This is a genomic window from Burkholderia sp. BCC1047, assembly GCF_902833155.1.
GTDB lineage: Bacteria > Pseudomonadota > Gammaproteobacteria > Burkholderiales > Burkholderiaceae > Burkholderia > Burkholderia sola.
In genome coordinates, this window is record NZ_CADFEH010000032.1 from 37,199 (window position 1) to 53,311 (window position 16,113).

The following is a 16,113-nucleotide window of genomic DNA, read 5'->3' on the forward strand; positions in this document are numbered from 1 at the left end:
ATCGCGCCCTTTCGTGCCGGCCCGCGCGGACCCGCGCCGATCGCGCGCGCCGGCGCGAACCTGCCGGCCGGTCGGCGCGCCGCGCATGCGCCGGCGGGCGTTCCGGCCGCCCGGCGAAACGTCAGGCACGCTTCGCGAGCGGCGCACCGGCCCGCGAAACGCCGCCCTCCTCCGCCTTCAGCGAATTCAGCATCCGCTGCAATGCGCGGGCGGTCTCGATCGGCCGTTCCATCGGGAACAGGTGGCTCCCCTCGAGCCATTCGATGCGCCCGCGCGTCGCGCGGCGCGTCGCATCGAGCCCGACCTGCCGCACCTCACGCGAGCGCGTGCCGGCGAGGAAGCCGAGCGGCACCGGCGCGCCGTGCGCGAGCCGCGGGCCGAGCGTGTGCGGCAGCGTCCGGTAGATCAGGTATTCGACCTGCCGGTCGAACGCCAGCGCGCGCTCGCCGTCGGCGCCGGCCTGCGGGATGCCGTGGTCGATATAGTCGGCGAGCATCCGCTCGTCCCAGCGCGCGAACGCGGGCTTCTCGCGAAAGTGCCGCCACACTTCGTCGCGGCTCATCCAGCGCGTGCGCCGGTTGCGCGTCGCGGCGGCCGGCGACAGCCGCTCGTCGAGCCCCGCCCACTGGCTCGCGCGCAGCGCGCCGGCGCGCCAGCCCGCGATGATCGGCGAATCGATCATCACGACGCCGCGCACCCACTGCGGCTTCTTCAACGCGGCCATCAGCGACAGGTAGCCGCCGAGCGAATGGCCGACGAGCCAGACGGGGCGCTCGTAGCGGCTGCCGATATCGTCGAGCAGTTGTTCGACGAGATGCGGCCAGTCGCGCGTCACCGGGTAGCGGCGGTCGTGGCCGATCCGTTCGATGTAGCGCAGCTCGTAGTCGTCGGCCAGTTCGGCGAAGATCGTCCGGTACGTCGACGCCGGGAAGCCGTTCGCATGCGAGAAGTGGAGGATGTCCTTCAAACGACGATGTCTCCTTTGTCGACGAGAGTTAGCGCTTTAGCGCTTACTCTCGTCCCATGCTTCGCGGTCGGTGGGAGTTAACGCTTCGGCGCTTACGCCAGCCCCATCCTTCATATTTATGTATGTCGGAACCGTGCTGCGGCACGGTACGCCGGCCTTCGCCGCGCTCACCGGTCCATCCAGTACCGGCGCTGTTCGTCGCGATAGCGCGCGAATGCGAACCCGCCGGCCGGCGCGACGTCGAACCGCACGGCGCCGTCGCGATCGGTGCGCGGCAGCGGAATCCCGCGCGCCTCGTAGCGGGCGAGGACCGTCCGGTGCGGATGCCCGAAGCGATTGCGATAGCCTACAGGAAAAGCCGCGACGCGCGGCCCGACCGAATCGAGGAAAGGCTCGATCGACGACGTACGGCTGCCGTGGTGCGGAACGACAAGGATCTGCGCGGCCAGCGCGTCGCGCGCATCGGCCACCAGCCGGCGCTCGGCGGCGGCCTCGATGTCGCCCGTCAGCAGTGCCGACGTGCCGCCCGCGTCGATGCGCAGCACGCACGATTGTCCGTTCGACGAACCCGTACCCACCCCGCCGGGTGGCCACAGCATCGTGAAGACGACGCCGTCCCAGGTCCACCGCTGCCCGGCCGCGCATGACAGCCGATCAGCCACGCCGGCCGCCTGCGCATCGCGCCACAGCCGGTGGCGCGGCGCGATGCCGGCCAGCAGCTGGCGCACGTCGGCGGCCGCATAGACGGCCGGCGCGCCGCCCGCATGATCGGCATCCGCATGACTGAGCACGAGCGAGTCGATCGTCGCGATGCCGCGCGCCCGCAACGCCGGCGCGACGATCCGCGCACCGGCGTGGGACGACTCCGCGCCCGGCCCCGCATCGAACAGCAACGTCCGCCGCGCGGTTTCGACCAGCACCGCCGCGCCTTGCCCGACGTCGAGCACGGTCAGCCGAAAGCCGCCCGGCGGCGGCGCATCGGGCGCCGGCGCGACGAGCGGCAGCCACGTCAGCGGCGCCGCCCAGCGCAACGGCCAGCCGCGCGGCATCAGCGCCCACGCGACGCCCACGCAGGCGAGCGCCAGCACCGGCCAGTCGGGCATGCGCAGCCAGAACACGCCGGCCGGCCAGTCGGCCAGGTGACCGAGCAGCGTCATCATCGGCGCGAGCGCCGCATGCGCAAGCCGAAAGGCCGCCGCATCGAGCGGCGACGGCAACGCGATGCCGGCCAGCACGACCGGCGTCACGACCGAGCTGACCCACGGAATCGCGAACGCATTGCCGAACGGACCCGACAGGGAGACCTGCGCGAACCAGGCGGCGGTGAGCGGCGCGAGACCGATCGTCACCGCGTACTGCACGCGCGTCGCCTCGGCGATGCGGCGCCGGCCACGCGCCGCCCACCCGCGCACCCTCCTCCGCAAGCCGGCCGTGCGGCTTTCCGCGCCCGCTTCATCCACATCGTCGAGCTCGCGCACCGCGCGCCAGCCGGCGACGGCCAGCAGGATCACGGCGACCGCGCCGAACGACAGCCAGAATCCGGCCGACAGTACGGCCCACGGATCGGCGAGCAGCACGCCGCCGAGCGCCGCGCACAATACCGCGGACGTCGGCACGCTGCGGCCGGCCAGATACGCGACGCCGCCGCCCGCGATCATCCACCACGCGCGCTGTGCCGGCACGTTGAAGCCGGCGAGCGCGGCGTAGCCCGCAGCAGCAACCAGCGCGGCAAGCGCGGCCGCGTACGGCGCCGGCAACACGAGCGTCGCGGCCCGCGCGCGCCAGCGCACGCGGCGCCACACCATCGACACGAGCCAGCCGGCGATCGCGCCGACCAGCCCGACATGGAGACCCGAAATCGCGACCAGGTGGCTCGTGCCCGTGTTGCGCAGGACGCGCCAGTCGTCGTCGCCGATGCCCGACTGATCGCCGATCGCCAGCGCCGCGACGATGCCGCGGTGCGCCGCATCGGCACCGAGCACCGCGCCGATGCGTGCGCGCAGCGTGTCGCGCACCCGGTCGATCGATGCGCGCCATCCCGATGCGCGCGCATCGAGCAATACCGCCCGACGCGGCGCACTGACATAGCCGATCGCACGAATGCCGGCGGCCAGCCACGCCGCCTCGCTGTCGCGCACGCCGGGATTGGCCTCGGCGTGCGGACGCTTGAGACGCACGACGAAACGCCAGCGCTGGGCCGCACGCAAATCGGGCAGCGCTTCGCGTGTCGCGGATGCGCCATACGCGCGCCACGACAATCGGATCAATGGCGGAAAACGGGCGAGGCCCGCATCGTTCGACTCGACCGCCAACAGCAGCCGCGCGCCTGTTTCGTCGACGACGGGCAGCCCGCGGATCACACCCGTGACGACGATGTCGCGCCCTTCCCATTCGACAGGCAGGCTGTCGCGCAGCCGCCATTCGGCGCGCGCGGCCGCATAGCCGAACCCCGCGACGCAGGTCGCGACCGCGCACAGCATCCATCCGCATACCACGACCGCGCGCGTGCGCCGTCGACGCACGCACCATGCGCCCAGCGCCGCGCAGCCCGCGAGCACGGCTGCTCCGATCGTCCATGCGATCGCCCCGGGCAACGCCGCCTGCCGCTGCAGCACGACGACGCCGAGTGCGAACGCGATCCACCCCACGCGCATTCCGCCTCCTCGTCGACCCGGCGCCGCCCCTGCGATGCGGCGCCTTCCGGCAACGATTATGCGGACGAAAGGGCGAGTCGCGGCAGCGCGGCGAGCGCGTTAGCCGAAGTGCATACGGCCAGTTCGCCAGTATCGAGCCCGCGCAATTCGGCGAGCACGCCGCCGATGCGCGGCACCTGGTCGGGCGTGTTGCGGGATTTGTATGCCCATTCGGGCGCGATGTCGGGCGCGTCGGTTTCGACGACGAGCGCGTCGAGCGGCAACTCGGTGGCGAGCCGGCGGATCTGTCGCGCGCGCGTGAAGGTCACGTTGCCGCCGAAGCCGAGATGCAGCCCCTGCGCCAGATACGCTTCGGCCTGCTGAAAACTGCCGTTGAACGCATGCGCGATGCCGCGCCGCACGCCGAAACGGCGCAGCCCGGCGAGCACGCGGTCCTGCGACTTGCGCACGTGGCACAGCACCGGCAGGTCGAATTCCCGCGCGAGCCTGAGCTGGCCCTGGTAGAAGAACTGCTGCAGGTCTTCGTCGAGCCCCGGCACGAAATAGTCGAGCCCGATCTCGCCGATCGCGACGAAACGCGGATCGTCGAGGCTCGCCTCGATCTCCATGCGCAGCCGGTCGAGATCGGCGTCGCGCGCCTGCGGCGTAAACATCGGGTGGATGCCGAGCGCATAGACCGCGCCCGGCGTGCGCTGCGCAAGTTCGCGCACCGTCGTGAAGTTGTCGCGCCCGATGCTCGGGATCACGATGCGCGACACGCCGGCCGCGTGCGCAGCCTGCGCGACCGCGTCGCGGTCGGCGTCGAACTCGGCGGCATCGAGATGGCAGTGCGTGTCGATCCACATGTCAGCGGTCCTCCGTCGTTGCGCCGTGCCGCGACGAACCGGCGGCCGGCCAACGGCGTGGCTTTTTTACACCGGCAGCGCCGGCTCCTCGTGCAGCACTCCGTCGCGCAGCCGCATGATGCGGTCGCAGCGCGCGGCGAGATCGGGGTCGTGCGTGACGATCACGAAACTCGTTTCGAGCGTCTCGGACAGTTCTAGCATCAGGTTGAACACCGTGTCGGCCGTCGTGCCGTCGAGGTTGCCGGTCGGCTCGTCGGCGAGCACGCACGCGGGCTTCGTGACCAGCGCGCGCGCGATCGCGACGCGCTGCCGTTCGCCGCCCGACAGCTCGCCCGGCCGGTGCTTCGCACGCGGGCCGAGACCGACGCGTTCGAGCATCGCCTGTGCCTGCGCGCGCGCGTCCTCGGTCGTCATCCGGCGGATGCGCAGCGGCATCGCGACGTTGTCGAGCGCCGTGAACTCGGGCAGCAGGTGATGGAACTGGTAGACGAAGCCGAGCGCGCGGTTGCGCAGTTCGTTGCGCTCGCGCTCGGCGAGTTGCGTAAACGGCTTGCCGAGCAGCGACACTTCGCCGGCGCTCGGCTCGTCGAGGCCGCCGAGCACATGCAGCAGCGTGCTCTTGCCGGAGCCCGACGCGCCGACGACCGCGAGCTTCTCGCCGCGCCGCACCGTCAGCTCGGTGTTGTTGAGCACCTGCACGTTGAAGCCGCCCTGCACGAACGCCTTCGTGATCCCGCGCGCCTGAAGCACGTATTCCTGCATACCTGCCGAATCCTGTCTGTTGTGTTGTTGTCGTGAATCCGCGAATGCGGCCGCGCGGTCATTCATAGCGGAGCGCCTCCGCCGGCTTCACCTTCGCGCCGCGCCAGCTCGGATAGAGCGTCGCGACGGCCGACAGCGCGAACGCGATCAGCCCGATCCGGATCACGTCGCTCGCGACCAGTTCGGACGGCAGCTCGCTGATGAAGTACACCGACGGCGGCAGGAACTGCACGCCGAACAGATGCTCGATCATCGGGATCAGCCACGGGATGCTCCACGCGATCAGGCAGCCGAGCGCGACGCCGGACGCGGTGCCGACGAAGCCGATCGTCACGCCCTGCACGACGAAGATCTTCATGATCGACCCCGGCTGCGCGCCGAGCGTGCGCAGGATCGCGATGTCGGCCTGCTTGTTGGTCACCGTCATCACGAGCGACGACACGAGGTTGAACGCGGCCACCGCGATGATCAGCGTGAGGATGATGAACATCATCCGCTTCTCGATCTGCACGGCCGAGAACCACGTCTTGTTCTGCTGGGTCCAGTCGCGGATGTACAGGCTGCCCGACAGCGTATGCGACAGCTCGACCGCGACCTGCGGCGCCTTCTGCATGTCGGTGAGCCGCAGCCGCACGCCGGTCGGCGCGCTCATTCGGAACAGCGCCTCGGCGTCGCGGATGTTGATCATCGCGAGCGTGCTGTCGTATTCGTAGTGGCCCGATTCGAACACGCCGACGACCGTGAACTGCTTCAGGCGCGGCATCATGCCGGCCGGCGTGATCGAGCCTTCGGGCGCGACGAGCGTGACCTTGTCGCCGACCGTCACGCCGAGATTGCCGGCGAGCGCGTCGCCGAGCACGATGCCGAACTGGCCCGGCACGAGCGCGCCGAGCTGCCCGGCCTTCATGTCCTTGCCGATGTCGGACACCTGCGGCTCGAGCGACGGCTCGACGCCGCGCAGCATCACGCCGCTCACCGCGTCCTGGCGCGTGAGCAGCGCCTGCGCGTCGACGTACGGCGCGGCGCCGATCACCGACGGATTGCGGCGCGCTTCCTGCGCGGTCAGTTGCCAGTCGGGCATCGAACCCGTCGGCGAGAACACCTCGACGTGCGCGAGCACCGACAGCATGCGGTCGCGCACTTCCTTCTGGAAGCCGTTCATCACCGACAGCACGACGATCAGCGCCGCGACGCCGAGCGCGATCCCGAGCATCGATACGAGCGCGATGAAGGAAATGAAGCCGTTGCCGGTCGTGCGTTTGCCGGCGCGCGTATAGCGCCAGCCGATCTGCCATTCGTACGGAAGTTTCAAGCGAATCCTTTCTGCTGGTTACGGCGGGAGGCGCGCCGCGGCCGGACCGCCGCCGGGTGGCGGCCGGCAGCCCGGGCACGGTCGAAAAAACGGCCGCCGGACGCGAACGGGCCGTCAGCCGGCCCGATCACGCGCGCAGTTTGCCATACAATGCGCACCATCATGCACGACCGACGCCTCCATTTTCTCGTTCCGTTCGCGCTGCCGTCGGCGGCCGACGCGGCCTCGTCCCTGCACACGCTGGACAGCCCCGCGCTCCAAAAGTTGCTCGCCCGCGCGAGTCTCGTCGAGCGCGTGGCCGGCGAGGACTTCCAGCGCACGCTGCCGCACGAGCGCTGGCTGGCAAGCCGCTTCGGCGCCACGCAGGGCAACGCCGCGGACGAGGCGCCGCTCGCGCCCTACATGCTGCTGGCCGACGGCGGCGATCCCGGCACCCAGGCATGGGCGTGCGTCGAGCCCGTGCACGTCGAAATCGCGCACGATCACCTGGTGCTCGTCGATCCGGCCGCGCTGGCGCTCGACGACGGCGACGCGGCTGCGCTGCTCGCGGTCGCGCGGCCGCTGATCGAGGAGCTCGGCGTGCGGCTCGAAGCGCCGAACCCGGCGCGCTGGTACCTGTCGAGCGACCAGCTCGCGCGCCTTGCCGGCGCCGCGCCGCTGCGCGCCAGCGGCCGCAACATCGAGATCTGGCTGCCGCACGAGGCGCATACGGGCGAGCGCTCGCGGATGTGGATGAAACTGCAGAACGAAGTGCAGATGGCGTGGTTCCAGCACCCGGTGAACGAAGCCCGCGAGGCGCGTGGGCTGCCCGCCGTCAATTCGGTCTGGTTCCATGCGCAGGGCACGCTGAAGCCGGTCGGCAAGCCGTTCGCGCGCGTGCTGTCCGCGTCGCCGGCCGCGCTCGGCCTCGCGCGCGCCGCGCAAGCCGAAGCCGGCGGCCTGCCCGCGACGTTCGGCGCGCTGCCCGCCGCCGATGGCGCGACGCTCGTCGAGCTGCCGACGCTGACCACGCCGTTCATCGAGCAGGACTGGGCGCGCTGGCACGACGGTCTCGCCGCGCTCGAGCGCGACTGGTTCGCGCCCGCGCTCGCCGCGCTGCGGAACGGCGAGCTGGCGAGCGTCGACGTCACGCTGTGCGGCGACACGAGCTCCGTGACGCTGCACGCGACGCGCGGCGACCTGCGCAAGTTCTGGCGCCGCCGCGCGCTTGCCTCCCTGTTCGAATAACAAGCCAACCCGAATGACCCGGATCGTTACCCGCCCCGTCGCGCCCGCCGACGCCGAAGCGCTCGCGCGCCACGGCCTGCACCCCGTCCTCGCGCGCCTGTATGCGTCGCGCGGCGTGCAGTCGCCCGTCGACATCGAGACCGCGCTCGCGCGCCTCGTTCCGCCCACCGAGCTGAAAGGCTGTGCCGATGCGGCGGTGCTGCTCGCCGACGCGATCGCCGACCAGCGGCGCCTGCTCGTCGTCGCCGACTACGACTGCGACGGCGCGACCGCCTGCGCGGTCGCGGTGCGCGGCCTGCGGATGTTCGGCGCGCAGATCGACTACCTGGTGCCGAACCGCTTCGAATACGGCTACGGCCTCACGCCCGAGATCGTCGAGCTCGCGGCTGCGCGCAAGCCCGACCTGCTGATCACCGTCGACAACGGGATCGCGAGCGTCGCCGGCGTCGAAACCGCGAACGCGCGCGGCATCGACGTGCTCGTGACCGACCACCACCTGCCCGGCGACGCGCTGCCCGCCGCGCGCGCGATCGTCAACCCGAACCAGCCCGGCTGCGCGTTCCCGAGCAAGCACCTCGCCGGCGTCGGCGTGATGTTCTACGTGTTGCTCGCGCTGCGCGCCGAGCTGCGTCGCCGCGGCGCGTTCGCGAGCAAGGAAGCCGAGCCGCGGCTCGACGGCCTGCTCGACCTCGTCGCGCTCGGCACCGTCGCCGACGTCGTACGGCTCGACGGCAACAACCGCGTGCTCGTCGCGCAGGGGCTGCAGCGCATCCGCAACGGCCGCATGCAGCCGGGCATCGCCGCGCTGTTCCGCGCCGCCGCGCGCGAAGCGCGCACCGCGTCGGGCTTCGACCTCGGCTTCGGCCTCGGCCCGCGCCTGAACGCGGCCGGGCGGCTATCCGACATGTCGCTCGGCATCGAATGCCTGATCACCGACGACATCGGCCGCGCGTGGGATCTCGCGCAGCAACTCGACGTGATGAACCGCGAACGCCGCGAAATCGAAGCCGGCATGCAGCAGCAGGCGCTCGCCGATCTCGCCCACGTCGATCCGGCCGACGCGTGCACGATCACGCTGTTCAATCCCGAGTGGCACCAGGGCGTGATCGGCATCGTCGCCGGCCGCCTCAAGGAAAAGTTCCACCGCCCGTCGTTCACGTTCGCGCACGCCGACGACGAAGGCAAACGGGTCAAGGGATCGGGCCGGTCGATCGCCGGCTTCCATCTGCGCGATGCGCTCGACCTCGTGTCGAAACGCGAACCGGACCTGATCGTCGCGTTCGGCGGCCACGCGATGGCGGCCGGCCTCACGCTCGACACCGACAACGTGCCGCGCTTCGCGGCCGCGTTCGAGGCCGTCGCGCGCGAATGGCTGTCCGACGACGCGCTCGCCCGCGTGATCGAGACCGACGGCGAGCTCGAGGACGCGTACTTCACGCCGCAGTTCGTCGGCCTGCTCGACGAGGCCGTGTGGGGGCAAGGGTTTCCGGCCCCGCTTTTCTCGGGCGAATTCGACGTCGTGTCGCAGTCGCTCGTGAAGGAAAAGCACCTGAAGCTGCAGCTGGCGCGCGGCCGCCAGCGCTTCAACGCGATCTGGTTCAACCACACCGAGCCGCTGCCGGCGAGCGCGCTGGTCGCGTACCGGCTCGTCGCCGATACGTGGAACGGTGTCACGCGCGTCCAGCTGATCGTCGAACACGCGGCCGGCTGAGCGGGCCGAGCGTCCCGCAACGCCCGCCCTTGCACGTGCGCGCCGCGCCGGACGAGGCCTCGACACACGTGCGAGCACCGTTTGCGTCACCGGGCAAGCCCGCCGATCGGCTATAATTTCGCTTTTTTACGAAGCAAGAATAGCGAACGATCATGGAAGCGGAACGTCTCAACGCGATCGAAAGCTCCCTGCTCGACCTGCGCAACCGCGCGGGCGAGCTTCGGGGGTATCTTTGACTACGACGCCAAAGCTGCGCGTCTGACCGAAGTCAACAAGGAACTCGAAGACCCGAACGTCTGGAACGATTCGAAGAACGCCCAGGCGCTCGGTCGCGAGAAAAAGCTGCTCGAAGGCGTCGTCACGACGCTCACCGCGCTCGATAGCGACCTGCGCGATGCGCTCGACCTGTTCGAGCTGGCGCGCGAGGAAGGCGACGAAGACACCCTTCTTGCATCCGAAGACGACGCCGCGAAGCTCGAGGCGCGCGTCGGCGACATCGAGTTCCGCCGGATGTTCTCGAACCCGGCCGATCCGAACAACTGCTTCATCGACATCCAGGCCGGCGCCGGCGGCACCGAGGCCTGCGACTGGGCGTCGATGCTGCTGCGCCAGTACCTGCGCTACTGCGAACGCAAGGGCTTCAAGGCCGAGGTGCTCGAAGAGTCCGACGGCGACGTCGCCGGCATCAAGAACGCGACGGTCAAGGTCACGGGCGAATACGCATACGGCTTCCTGCGCACCGAAACGGGCATCCACCGCCTCGTGCGCAAGTCGCCGTTCGACTCGTCGGGCGGTCGCCATACGTCGTTCTCGTCGGTGTTCGTCTATCCGGAAATCGACGACTCGATCGAAGTCGAGATCAACCCGGCCGATCTGCGCATCGACACGTACCGCGCGTCGGGCGCGGGCGGTCAGCACATCAACAAGACCGACTCGGCGGTACGGATCACGCACATGCCGACCGGCATCGTCGTGCAGTGCCAGAACGACCGCTCGCAGCACCGCAACCGCGCCGAAGCGATGGCGATGCTGAAGTCGCGCCTGTACGAAGTCGAGATGCGCAAGCGCCAGGCCGAGCAGGACAAGCTCGAATCGAGCAAGACCGATGTGGGCTGGGGCCACCAGATCCGCTCGTACGTGCTCGACCAGAGCCGCGTGAAGGACCTGCGCACGAACGTCGAAATGAGCAACACGCGGGCGGTGCTCGACGGCGACCTCGACGACTTCATCAGCGCGAGCCTCAAACAGGGCGTGTAAGCGCCGCGGCGCGGCCGGCCCGCGCCGCCCTTCCCGTTTGCGTTGCCGCACCCCACTCCGAATTCCGACCATCATGACCGAACCGACCCAAACGCAGCCCGCCGTCACGGCGGACGACAACCAGATCATCGCCGAGCGCCGCGAGAAGCTGCGCGCGTTGCGCGAGCAAGGCGTCGCCTATCCGAACGATTTCCGGCCCGAGCACCACGCAGCCGACCTGCAGGCCAAATTCGCCGATTCGGACAAGGCCGCGCTCGAAGCGAACCCGGTCGAGGTGTCGGTAGCCGGCCGCATGATGCTCAAGCGCGTGATGGGCAAGGCTAGCTTCGCGACGGTGCAGGACGGATCGGGCCAGATCCAGTTCTTCGTGACGCCGAACGACGTCGGCGCCGACACTTACGACGCGTTCAAGAAGTGGGACCTCGGCGACATCGTCGCCGCGCGCGGCGTGCTGTTCCGCACCAACAAGGGCGAGCTGTCGGTCCAGTGCAAGGAGCTGCGCCTGCTGTCGAAGGCGCTGCGTCCGCTGCCGGACAAGTTCCACGGCCTGTCCGACCAGGAAATGCGCTACCGCCAGCGCTACGTCGACCTGATCGTCACGCCGGAAACGCGCGACACGTTCCGCGCCCGCACGAAGACGATCGCGTCGATCCGCAAGTTCATGGACAACGCCGAGTTCATGGAAGTCGAGACGCCGATGCTGCACCCGATCCCGGGCGGCGCGGCCGCGAAGCCGTTCGTCACGCATCACAATGCGCTCGACATGCAGATGTTCCTGCGCATCGCGCCGGAGCTGTACCTGAAGCGCCTGATCGTCGGCGGCTTCGAGCGCGTGTTCGAGATTAACCGCAATTTCCGGAACGAAGGCGTGTCGCCGCGTCACAACCCGGAATTCACGATGATGGAGTTCTACGCCGCGTACACCGACTACCGCTGGCTGATGGACTTCACCGAGCAACTGATCCGCCAGGCGGCGATCGATGCGCTCGGCACCGCGACGATCCAGTACCAGGGCCGCGAGCTCGACCTCGCGAAGCCGTTCCATCGCCTGACGATCACGCAGGCGATCCAGAAGTACGCACCCGACTACACCGACGGCCAGCTGTCGGACGACGCGTTCCTGCGCACCGAACTGAAGCGCCTCGGCGTCGACGTGTCGCAACCGGCCTTCCTGAACGCAGGCATCGGCGCGCTGCAGCTCGCGCTGTTCGAGGAAACCGCGGAATCGCAGCTCTGGGAGCCGACCTACATCATCGACTACCCGGTCGAGGTGTCGCCGCTCGCACGCGCATCGGATACGGTGCCGGGCATCACCGAGCGTTTCGAGCTGTTCATGACCGGCCGCGAAATCGCGAACGGCTTCTCGGAGCTGAACGATCCGGAAGACCAGGCCGCGCGCTTCAAGAAGCAGGTCGAGCAGAAGGATGCGGGCGACGAGGAAGCGATGTTCTTCGACGCCGACTACATCCGCGCGCTCGAATACGGGATGCCGCCGACCGGCGGTTGCGGGATCGGCATCGACCGTCTGGTGATGCTGCTGACCGACAGTCCGACGATCCGCGACGTGCTGCTGTTCCCGCATCTGCGCCGCGAAGACTGACGCCCGCCCCCGCGTGTGCGCCGCGCCCCGTGGCGCGCACGCGTCGGCTTTGTAACGACGCGTAAATCCCGCCAGCCGGCGTCCGCCGGCCTTCGATCCTCCCCCGTTTTATTCCCTCGTCGCGACGCGCTTCTCCGGGTTTTCCCGGAAACGGCCGTGAATGCCCCGCTGCAATTCGTTACACCTTGATACGGCGCGCCGCTGGGCCGTGGACGACACTCCTGTTGCGTCACCACGCATGACCACGGGACCAGAACGAGGCGCCGGAACGCCGAGTCTGCTCGCTCCCGAGCGTGGGATCCTGCTCCGGCGCAGTGCGCCGATCCGGATCGACCTTGGAGAAAAAAATGGACAACCAGAATCAGACCACGCCGCAAAAACAACGCCTCCACCCGCTGATCGCCACCGCAGCGGGGGCCGTCATCATCGCCAGCCTCGCGGCGACGGCAGCGATCACGGGCGTCTTCCCGAAAGCCACCAGCAGCAACGAACAGAACGGCCAGACCCAGGCTGCGCTGATCGCGTCGCAGCCGGCCGTCGATACGGCGGCGGCCGCCAGCGCCGCGCTGGCTGCGCAAGCGCAGCGGCAGGCAGCGGAACAGGCGGCCGCGCAGCAGAAGGCTGCCGTCGCGCAGGCCGAGCCGAAGCCGGCGCCGCGTCCGGCTGCGCCGCACCGCCGTCACACGACCGCCCCGCAGCCGCCGCAATACGCGCAGCAGCCGTCGGCGCCCGCGCAAACCTACTGCCAGAGCTGCGGCACGGTCGTCGCGATCACGCAGACGCGCACGCCGGGCCAGAGTTCGGGGATCGGCGCCGTGGGCGGCGCAGCGGCAGGCGGCCTGCTCGGCAACCAGTTCGGCCACGGCAACGGCCGTACCGCGATGACGATCATCGGCGCGCTGGGCGGCGGGCTCGCCGGCAACCAGGTCGAGAAGCAGGTTCGCGCGGAAACCGACTATCAGGTGCAAGTGCAGATGGAAAGCGGCGCGACGCGCACGTTCACGTACCACAACCCGCCGCCGTTCGGCCAGGGCCAGCGCGTGCGGATCGAGAACGGTACGCTGGTCGGCGCTTAAAGCCGATGATGTAATCGCCGGCGTCCGCTGCCCGCGCAAGTTGCGCGGCAGCGCGCCCAAAACGAAAACGGCTCGCGAGCAAATGCTCACGAGCCGTTTTTCATTGGCGCGGCGTGCACCGTTGCAGCGCACGCCGGGACTGGTCGGGTCCGTCAGTCCTCGTCGTCGAAATCCGATTCGTCGATCCAGTGTGCCTGGATCGCCTCGAGGATCTTCTCGCCCGAGTGCGTCGGATCGTCGTCGAAGCCATCGAGCTCGAGCACCCACTGGCGCAGGTCGACGAAGTTGATCCGCTGCGGGTCGATGTCCGGGTGCTTGTCCGCCAGCGCAATCGCTATTTCACGCGAATCGGTCCATTTCATCGCCTGCCTCCGGTTCCTGTCAGTGATTTTCCTTCGCGTGGTTGATCGAGTACTTCGGGATCTCGACCACCAGGTCCGAATCTTCCTTCACGATCGCCTGGCACGACAGGCGCGACGTCGGCTCGAGGCCCCACGCCTTGTCCAGCAGATCGTCCTCGTCCTCCTCGGACGGCGTCAGATCGTTGAAGCCTTCGCGGATCACCACGTGGCACGTCGTGCATGCGCACGACTTCTCGCATGCATGCTCGATCTCGATCCCGTTGTCGAGCAGGTTGTCGCAGATACTCTTGCCGGGCGTCGCGTCGATCACCGCGCCGTCCGGGCACAGTTCGACGTGAGGCAGCACCACCAGTTGAGGCATGTTCGTTCCGTCAGTCAGGGTGCGGCGCCACGCGCCGCACGTTCATCGTCGCGCGGGCCGTTGCCGGCCGATGCGCGGTTCGTGGGTTCAGATCTCGTCGAGCCGGCGGCCCGACAGCGCGCGCTTGATGCTCTTGTCCATCCGGCGCGCCGCGAATTCGTCGGTACCGTCGGCCAGCGCCTTGGTCGCCGCTTCGATCGCGTTCGTATCGTCGCCCTGCGCGACCGCGCGCAACGCCGCGGTCAGCGCGTCGACCTGCGCGCGCTCGTCGGCCTCGAGCAATTCGCCGTCGGCCGCCAGCGCGGCCTGCGTCGCCTCGAGCATCCGCTCGGCCTCGACCTGCGCTTCGCGCAGCGCACGGGCGCGCATGTCGATTTCGGCGGTCTTGAAGCTGTCTTCCAGCATCTTCGCGATGTCGTCGTCGGCGAGGCCGTACGACGGCTTCACGACGACCGACGCCTCGACGCCCGACAACTGCTCGCGGGCGAACACCGACAGCAGGCCGTCCGCGTCGACCTGATAGGTCACGCGAATGCGGGCTGCGCCCGCCGTCATCGGCGGAATGCCGCGCAACTCGAAGCGCGCGAGCGACCGGCAGTCGGCGACGAGCTCGCGCTCGCCCTGCACGACGTGGATCGCCATCGCGGTCTGGCCGTCCTTGAAGGTCGTGAATTCCTGCGCACGCGCAATCGGAATCGTCGAGTTGCGCGGAATGATCTTCTCGACGAGGCCGCCCATCGTCTCGACACCGAGCGACAGCGGAATCACGTCGAGCAGCAGCCAGTCGTCGCCGGTGCCGCGGTTGCCCGCGAGCAGATCGGCCTGGATCGCCGCGCCGAGCGCGACGACCTGGTCCGGATCGAGGTTCACGAGCGGCGGCTGGCCGAAATACTTCTCGACCGCGTCGCGGATCACCGGCATGCGCGTCGCGCCGCCGACGAGCACGACGCCCTTGATGTCGGCCGGCGTGACCTGCGCATCGCGCAGCGCCTTGCGGGTCGGCGTGAGCGTGCGCTGCACGAGCGGCTCGACGAGCGACGCGAACGTGTCGTGCGAAATCGTCTGCACGAGGTGCGCGCCGCTCGACAGCGTCACGTCGAGCGCCGCTTCGGGCGCCGACGACAGCGCTTCCTTCAGCACGCGCACGCGATCGAGCAGCAGGCGCACGTCCTCGGGCGCGAGCGTCTTCGCGTCGATACCGGCCTGCGCGAGCACGTGACCGAACAGCGCGTGGTCGAAATCGTCGCCGCCGAGCGCGGAATCGCCGCCCGCGGCCAGCACCTCGAACACGCCCTTCGTCAGCTTCAGGATCGACAGGTCGAACGTGCCGCCGCCGAGGTCGTACACCGCATAAAGGCCTTCGGCCGCGTTGTCGAGACCATAGGCGATCGCCGCGGCGGTCGGTTCGTTCAGCAGGCGCAGCACGTTGAGGCCGGCGAGGCGCGCGGCATCCTTGGTCGCCTGGCGCTGTGCATCGTCGAAGTACGCGGGCACCGTGATCACCGCGCCGACCAGATCGTCGCCGAGCGAATCTTCCGCGCGATAACGCAGCATCGCGAGAATCTCGGCCGACACTTCGACCGGGCTCTTCACGCCGTCGATCGTGCGGATCTGCACCATGCCCGGCGCGTCGACGAATTCGTACGGCGCGTTCGCCGCGCCTTCGACCTCGGCCTTGCCGCGGCCCATGAAGCGCTTGACCGACACGATCGTGTTGCGCGGATCGGTCGCGGCCTGCGCCTTCGCTTCGTGGCCGATGCGGCGGCCGCCCTTCTCGAGGTAACGGACCACCGACGGCAGCAGCACGCGGCCCGCTTCGTCCGGCAGGACTTCGGGCACGCTGTTGCGCACGGCGGCGACGAGCGAGTTCGTCGTGCCGAGATCGATCCCGACGGCGAGTCGCCGCTGGTGCGGCGCCGGCGCCATGCCCGGTTCGGAAATTTGCAGTAAAGCCATCTTGGTTCGTTCGGGCGCTCGGC

Annotated in this window: 13 protein-coding genes; 5 read left to right on the forward strand and 8 right to left on the reverse strand. The window is 69.4% G+C overall.

Annotation, left to right across the window (positions count from 1 at the left end; all coding sequences use genetic code 11):
* Positions 1-121: 121 nt before the first annotated feature.
* From HWX55_RS27580 to HWX55_RS27600, 5 genes are all read right to left on the reverse strand, one after another.
* Positions 122-967, reverse strand: a complete 846-nt coding sequence (locus tag HWX55_RS27580) for an alpha/beta hydrolase (RefSeq protein WP_175978007.1) — start codon at positions 965-967, stop codon at positions 122-124.
* Positions 968-1,134: 167 nt separating this feature from the next.
* Complete coding sequence (locus tag HWX55_RS27585; protein WP_175978008.1) at positions 1,135-3,621, reverse strand: DNA internalization-related competence protein ComEC/Rec2; 2,487 nt, start codon at positions 3,619-3,621, stop codon at positions 1,135-1,137.
* 56 nt (positions 3,622-3,677) lie between these two features.
* Positions 3,678-4,466, reverse strand: coding sequence for a TatD family hydrolase (locus HWX55_RS27590; protein WP_175978009.1), 789 nt, complete (start codon positions 4,464-4,466; stop codon positions 3,678-3,680).
* A gap of 66 nt (positions 4,467-4,532) precedes the next feature.
* On the reverse strand, positions 4,533-5,294 hold the full coding sequence (gene lolD / locus HWX55_RS27595; protein ID WP_175806125.1) for a lipoprotein-releasing ABC transporter ATP-binding protein LolD: 762 nt from the start codon (positions 5,292-5,294) through the stop codon (positions 4,533-4,535).
* Complete coding sequence (locus tag HWX55_RS27600) at positions 5,287-6,540, reverse strand: lipoprotein-releasing ABC transporter permease subunit (protein ID WP_006483000.1); 1,254 nt, start codon at positions 6,538-6,540, stop codon at positions 5,287-5,289. Before HWX55_RS27600 ends, lolD begins: the two co-directional genes overlap by 8 nt.
* A gap of 150 nt (positions 6,541-6,690) precedes the next feature.
* Here HWX55_RS27600 and HWX55_RS27605 point away from each other — a divergent pair, with 150 nt between their 5' ends.
* From HWX55_RS27605 to HWX55_RS27625, 5 genes are all read left to right on the forward strand, one after another.
* The gene (locus HWX55_RS27605; RefSeq protein ID WP_175978010.1) at positions 6,691-7,767 is read left to right on the forward strand and encodes a regulator; all 1,077 of its coding nucleotides are present in this window, start codon (positions 6,691-6,693) and stop codon (positions 7,765-7,767) included.
* Between the two features lie 13 nt (positions 7,768-7,780).
* Entirely contained in the window at positions 7,781-9,478 is a 1,698-nt protein-coding gene (recJ, locus tag HWX55_RS27610) for a single-stranded-DNA-specific exonuclease RecJ (protein WP_175978011.1), read from the forward strand.
* Between the two features lie 152 nt (positions 9,479-9,630).
* Positions 9,631-10,735 (forward strand): peptide chain release factor 2 gene (prfB, locus tag HWX55_RS27615; protein WP_102961735.1). Its coding sequence is split into 2 segments (ribosomal slippage): positions 9,631-9,711 and positions 9,713-10,735, totalling 1,104 coding nucleotides; the frame shifts between segments, so codons are not numbered across the junction.
* A gap of 73 nt (positions 10,736-10,808) precedes the next feature.
* Entirely contained in the window at positions 10,809-12,335 is a 1,527-nt protein-coding gene (gene lysS / locus HWX55_RS27620; RefSeq protein WP_050013000.1) for a lysine--tRNA ligase, read from the forward strand.
* Positions 12,336-12,682: 347 nt separating this feature from the next.
* Positions 12,683-13,411, forward strand: a complete 729-nt coding sequence (locus tag HWX55_RS27625) for a glycine zipper 2TM domain-containing protein (protein WP_175978012.1) — start codon at positions 12,683-12,685, stop codon at positions 13,409-13,411.
* Positions 13,412-13,563: 152 nt separating this feature from the next.
* On the opposite strand, the gene iscX is transcribed toward HWX55_RS27625, so the two are convergent.
* From iscX to hscA, 3 genes are all read right to left on the reverse strand, one after another.
* Complete coding sequence (gene iscX / locus HWX55_RS27630; RefSeq protein ID WP_006478393.1) at positions 13,564-13,773, reverse strand: Fe-S cluster assembly protein IscX; 210 nt, start codon at positions 13,771-13,773, stop codon at positions 13,564-13,566.
* 19 nt (positions 13,774-13,792) lie between these two features.
* The gene (fdx, locus tag HWX55_RS27635; RefSeq protein ID WP_175978013.1) at positions 13,793-14,134 is read right to left on the reverse strand and encodes an ISC system 2Fe-2S type ferredoxin; all 342 of its coding nucleotides are present in this window, start codon (positions 14,132-14,134) and stop codon (positions 13,793-13,795) included.
* Positions 14,135-14,221: 87 nt separating this feature from the next.
* Complete coding sequence (hscA, locus tag HWX55_RS27640; protein ID WP_175978014.1) at positions 14,222-16,090, reverse strand: Fe-S protein assembly chaperone HscA; 1,869 nt, start codon at positions 16,088-16,090, stop codon at positions 14,222-14,224.
* Between the last annotated feature and the right edge of the window lie 23 nt (positions 16,091-16,113).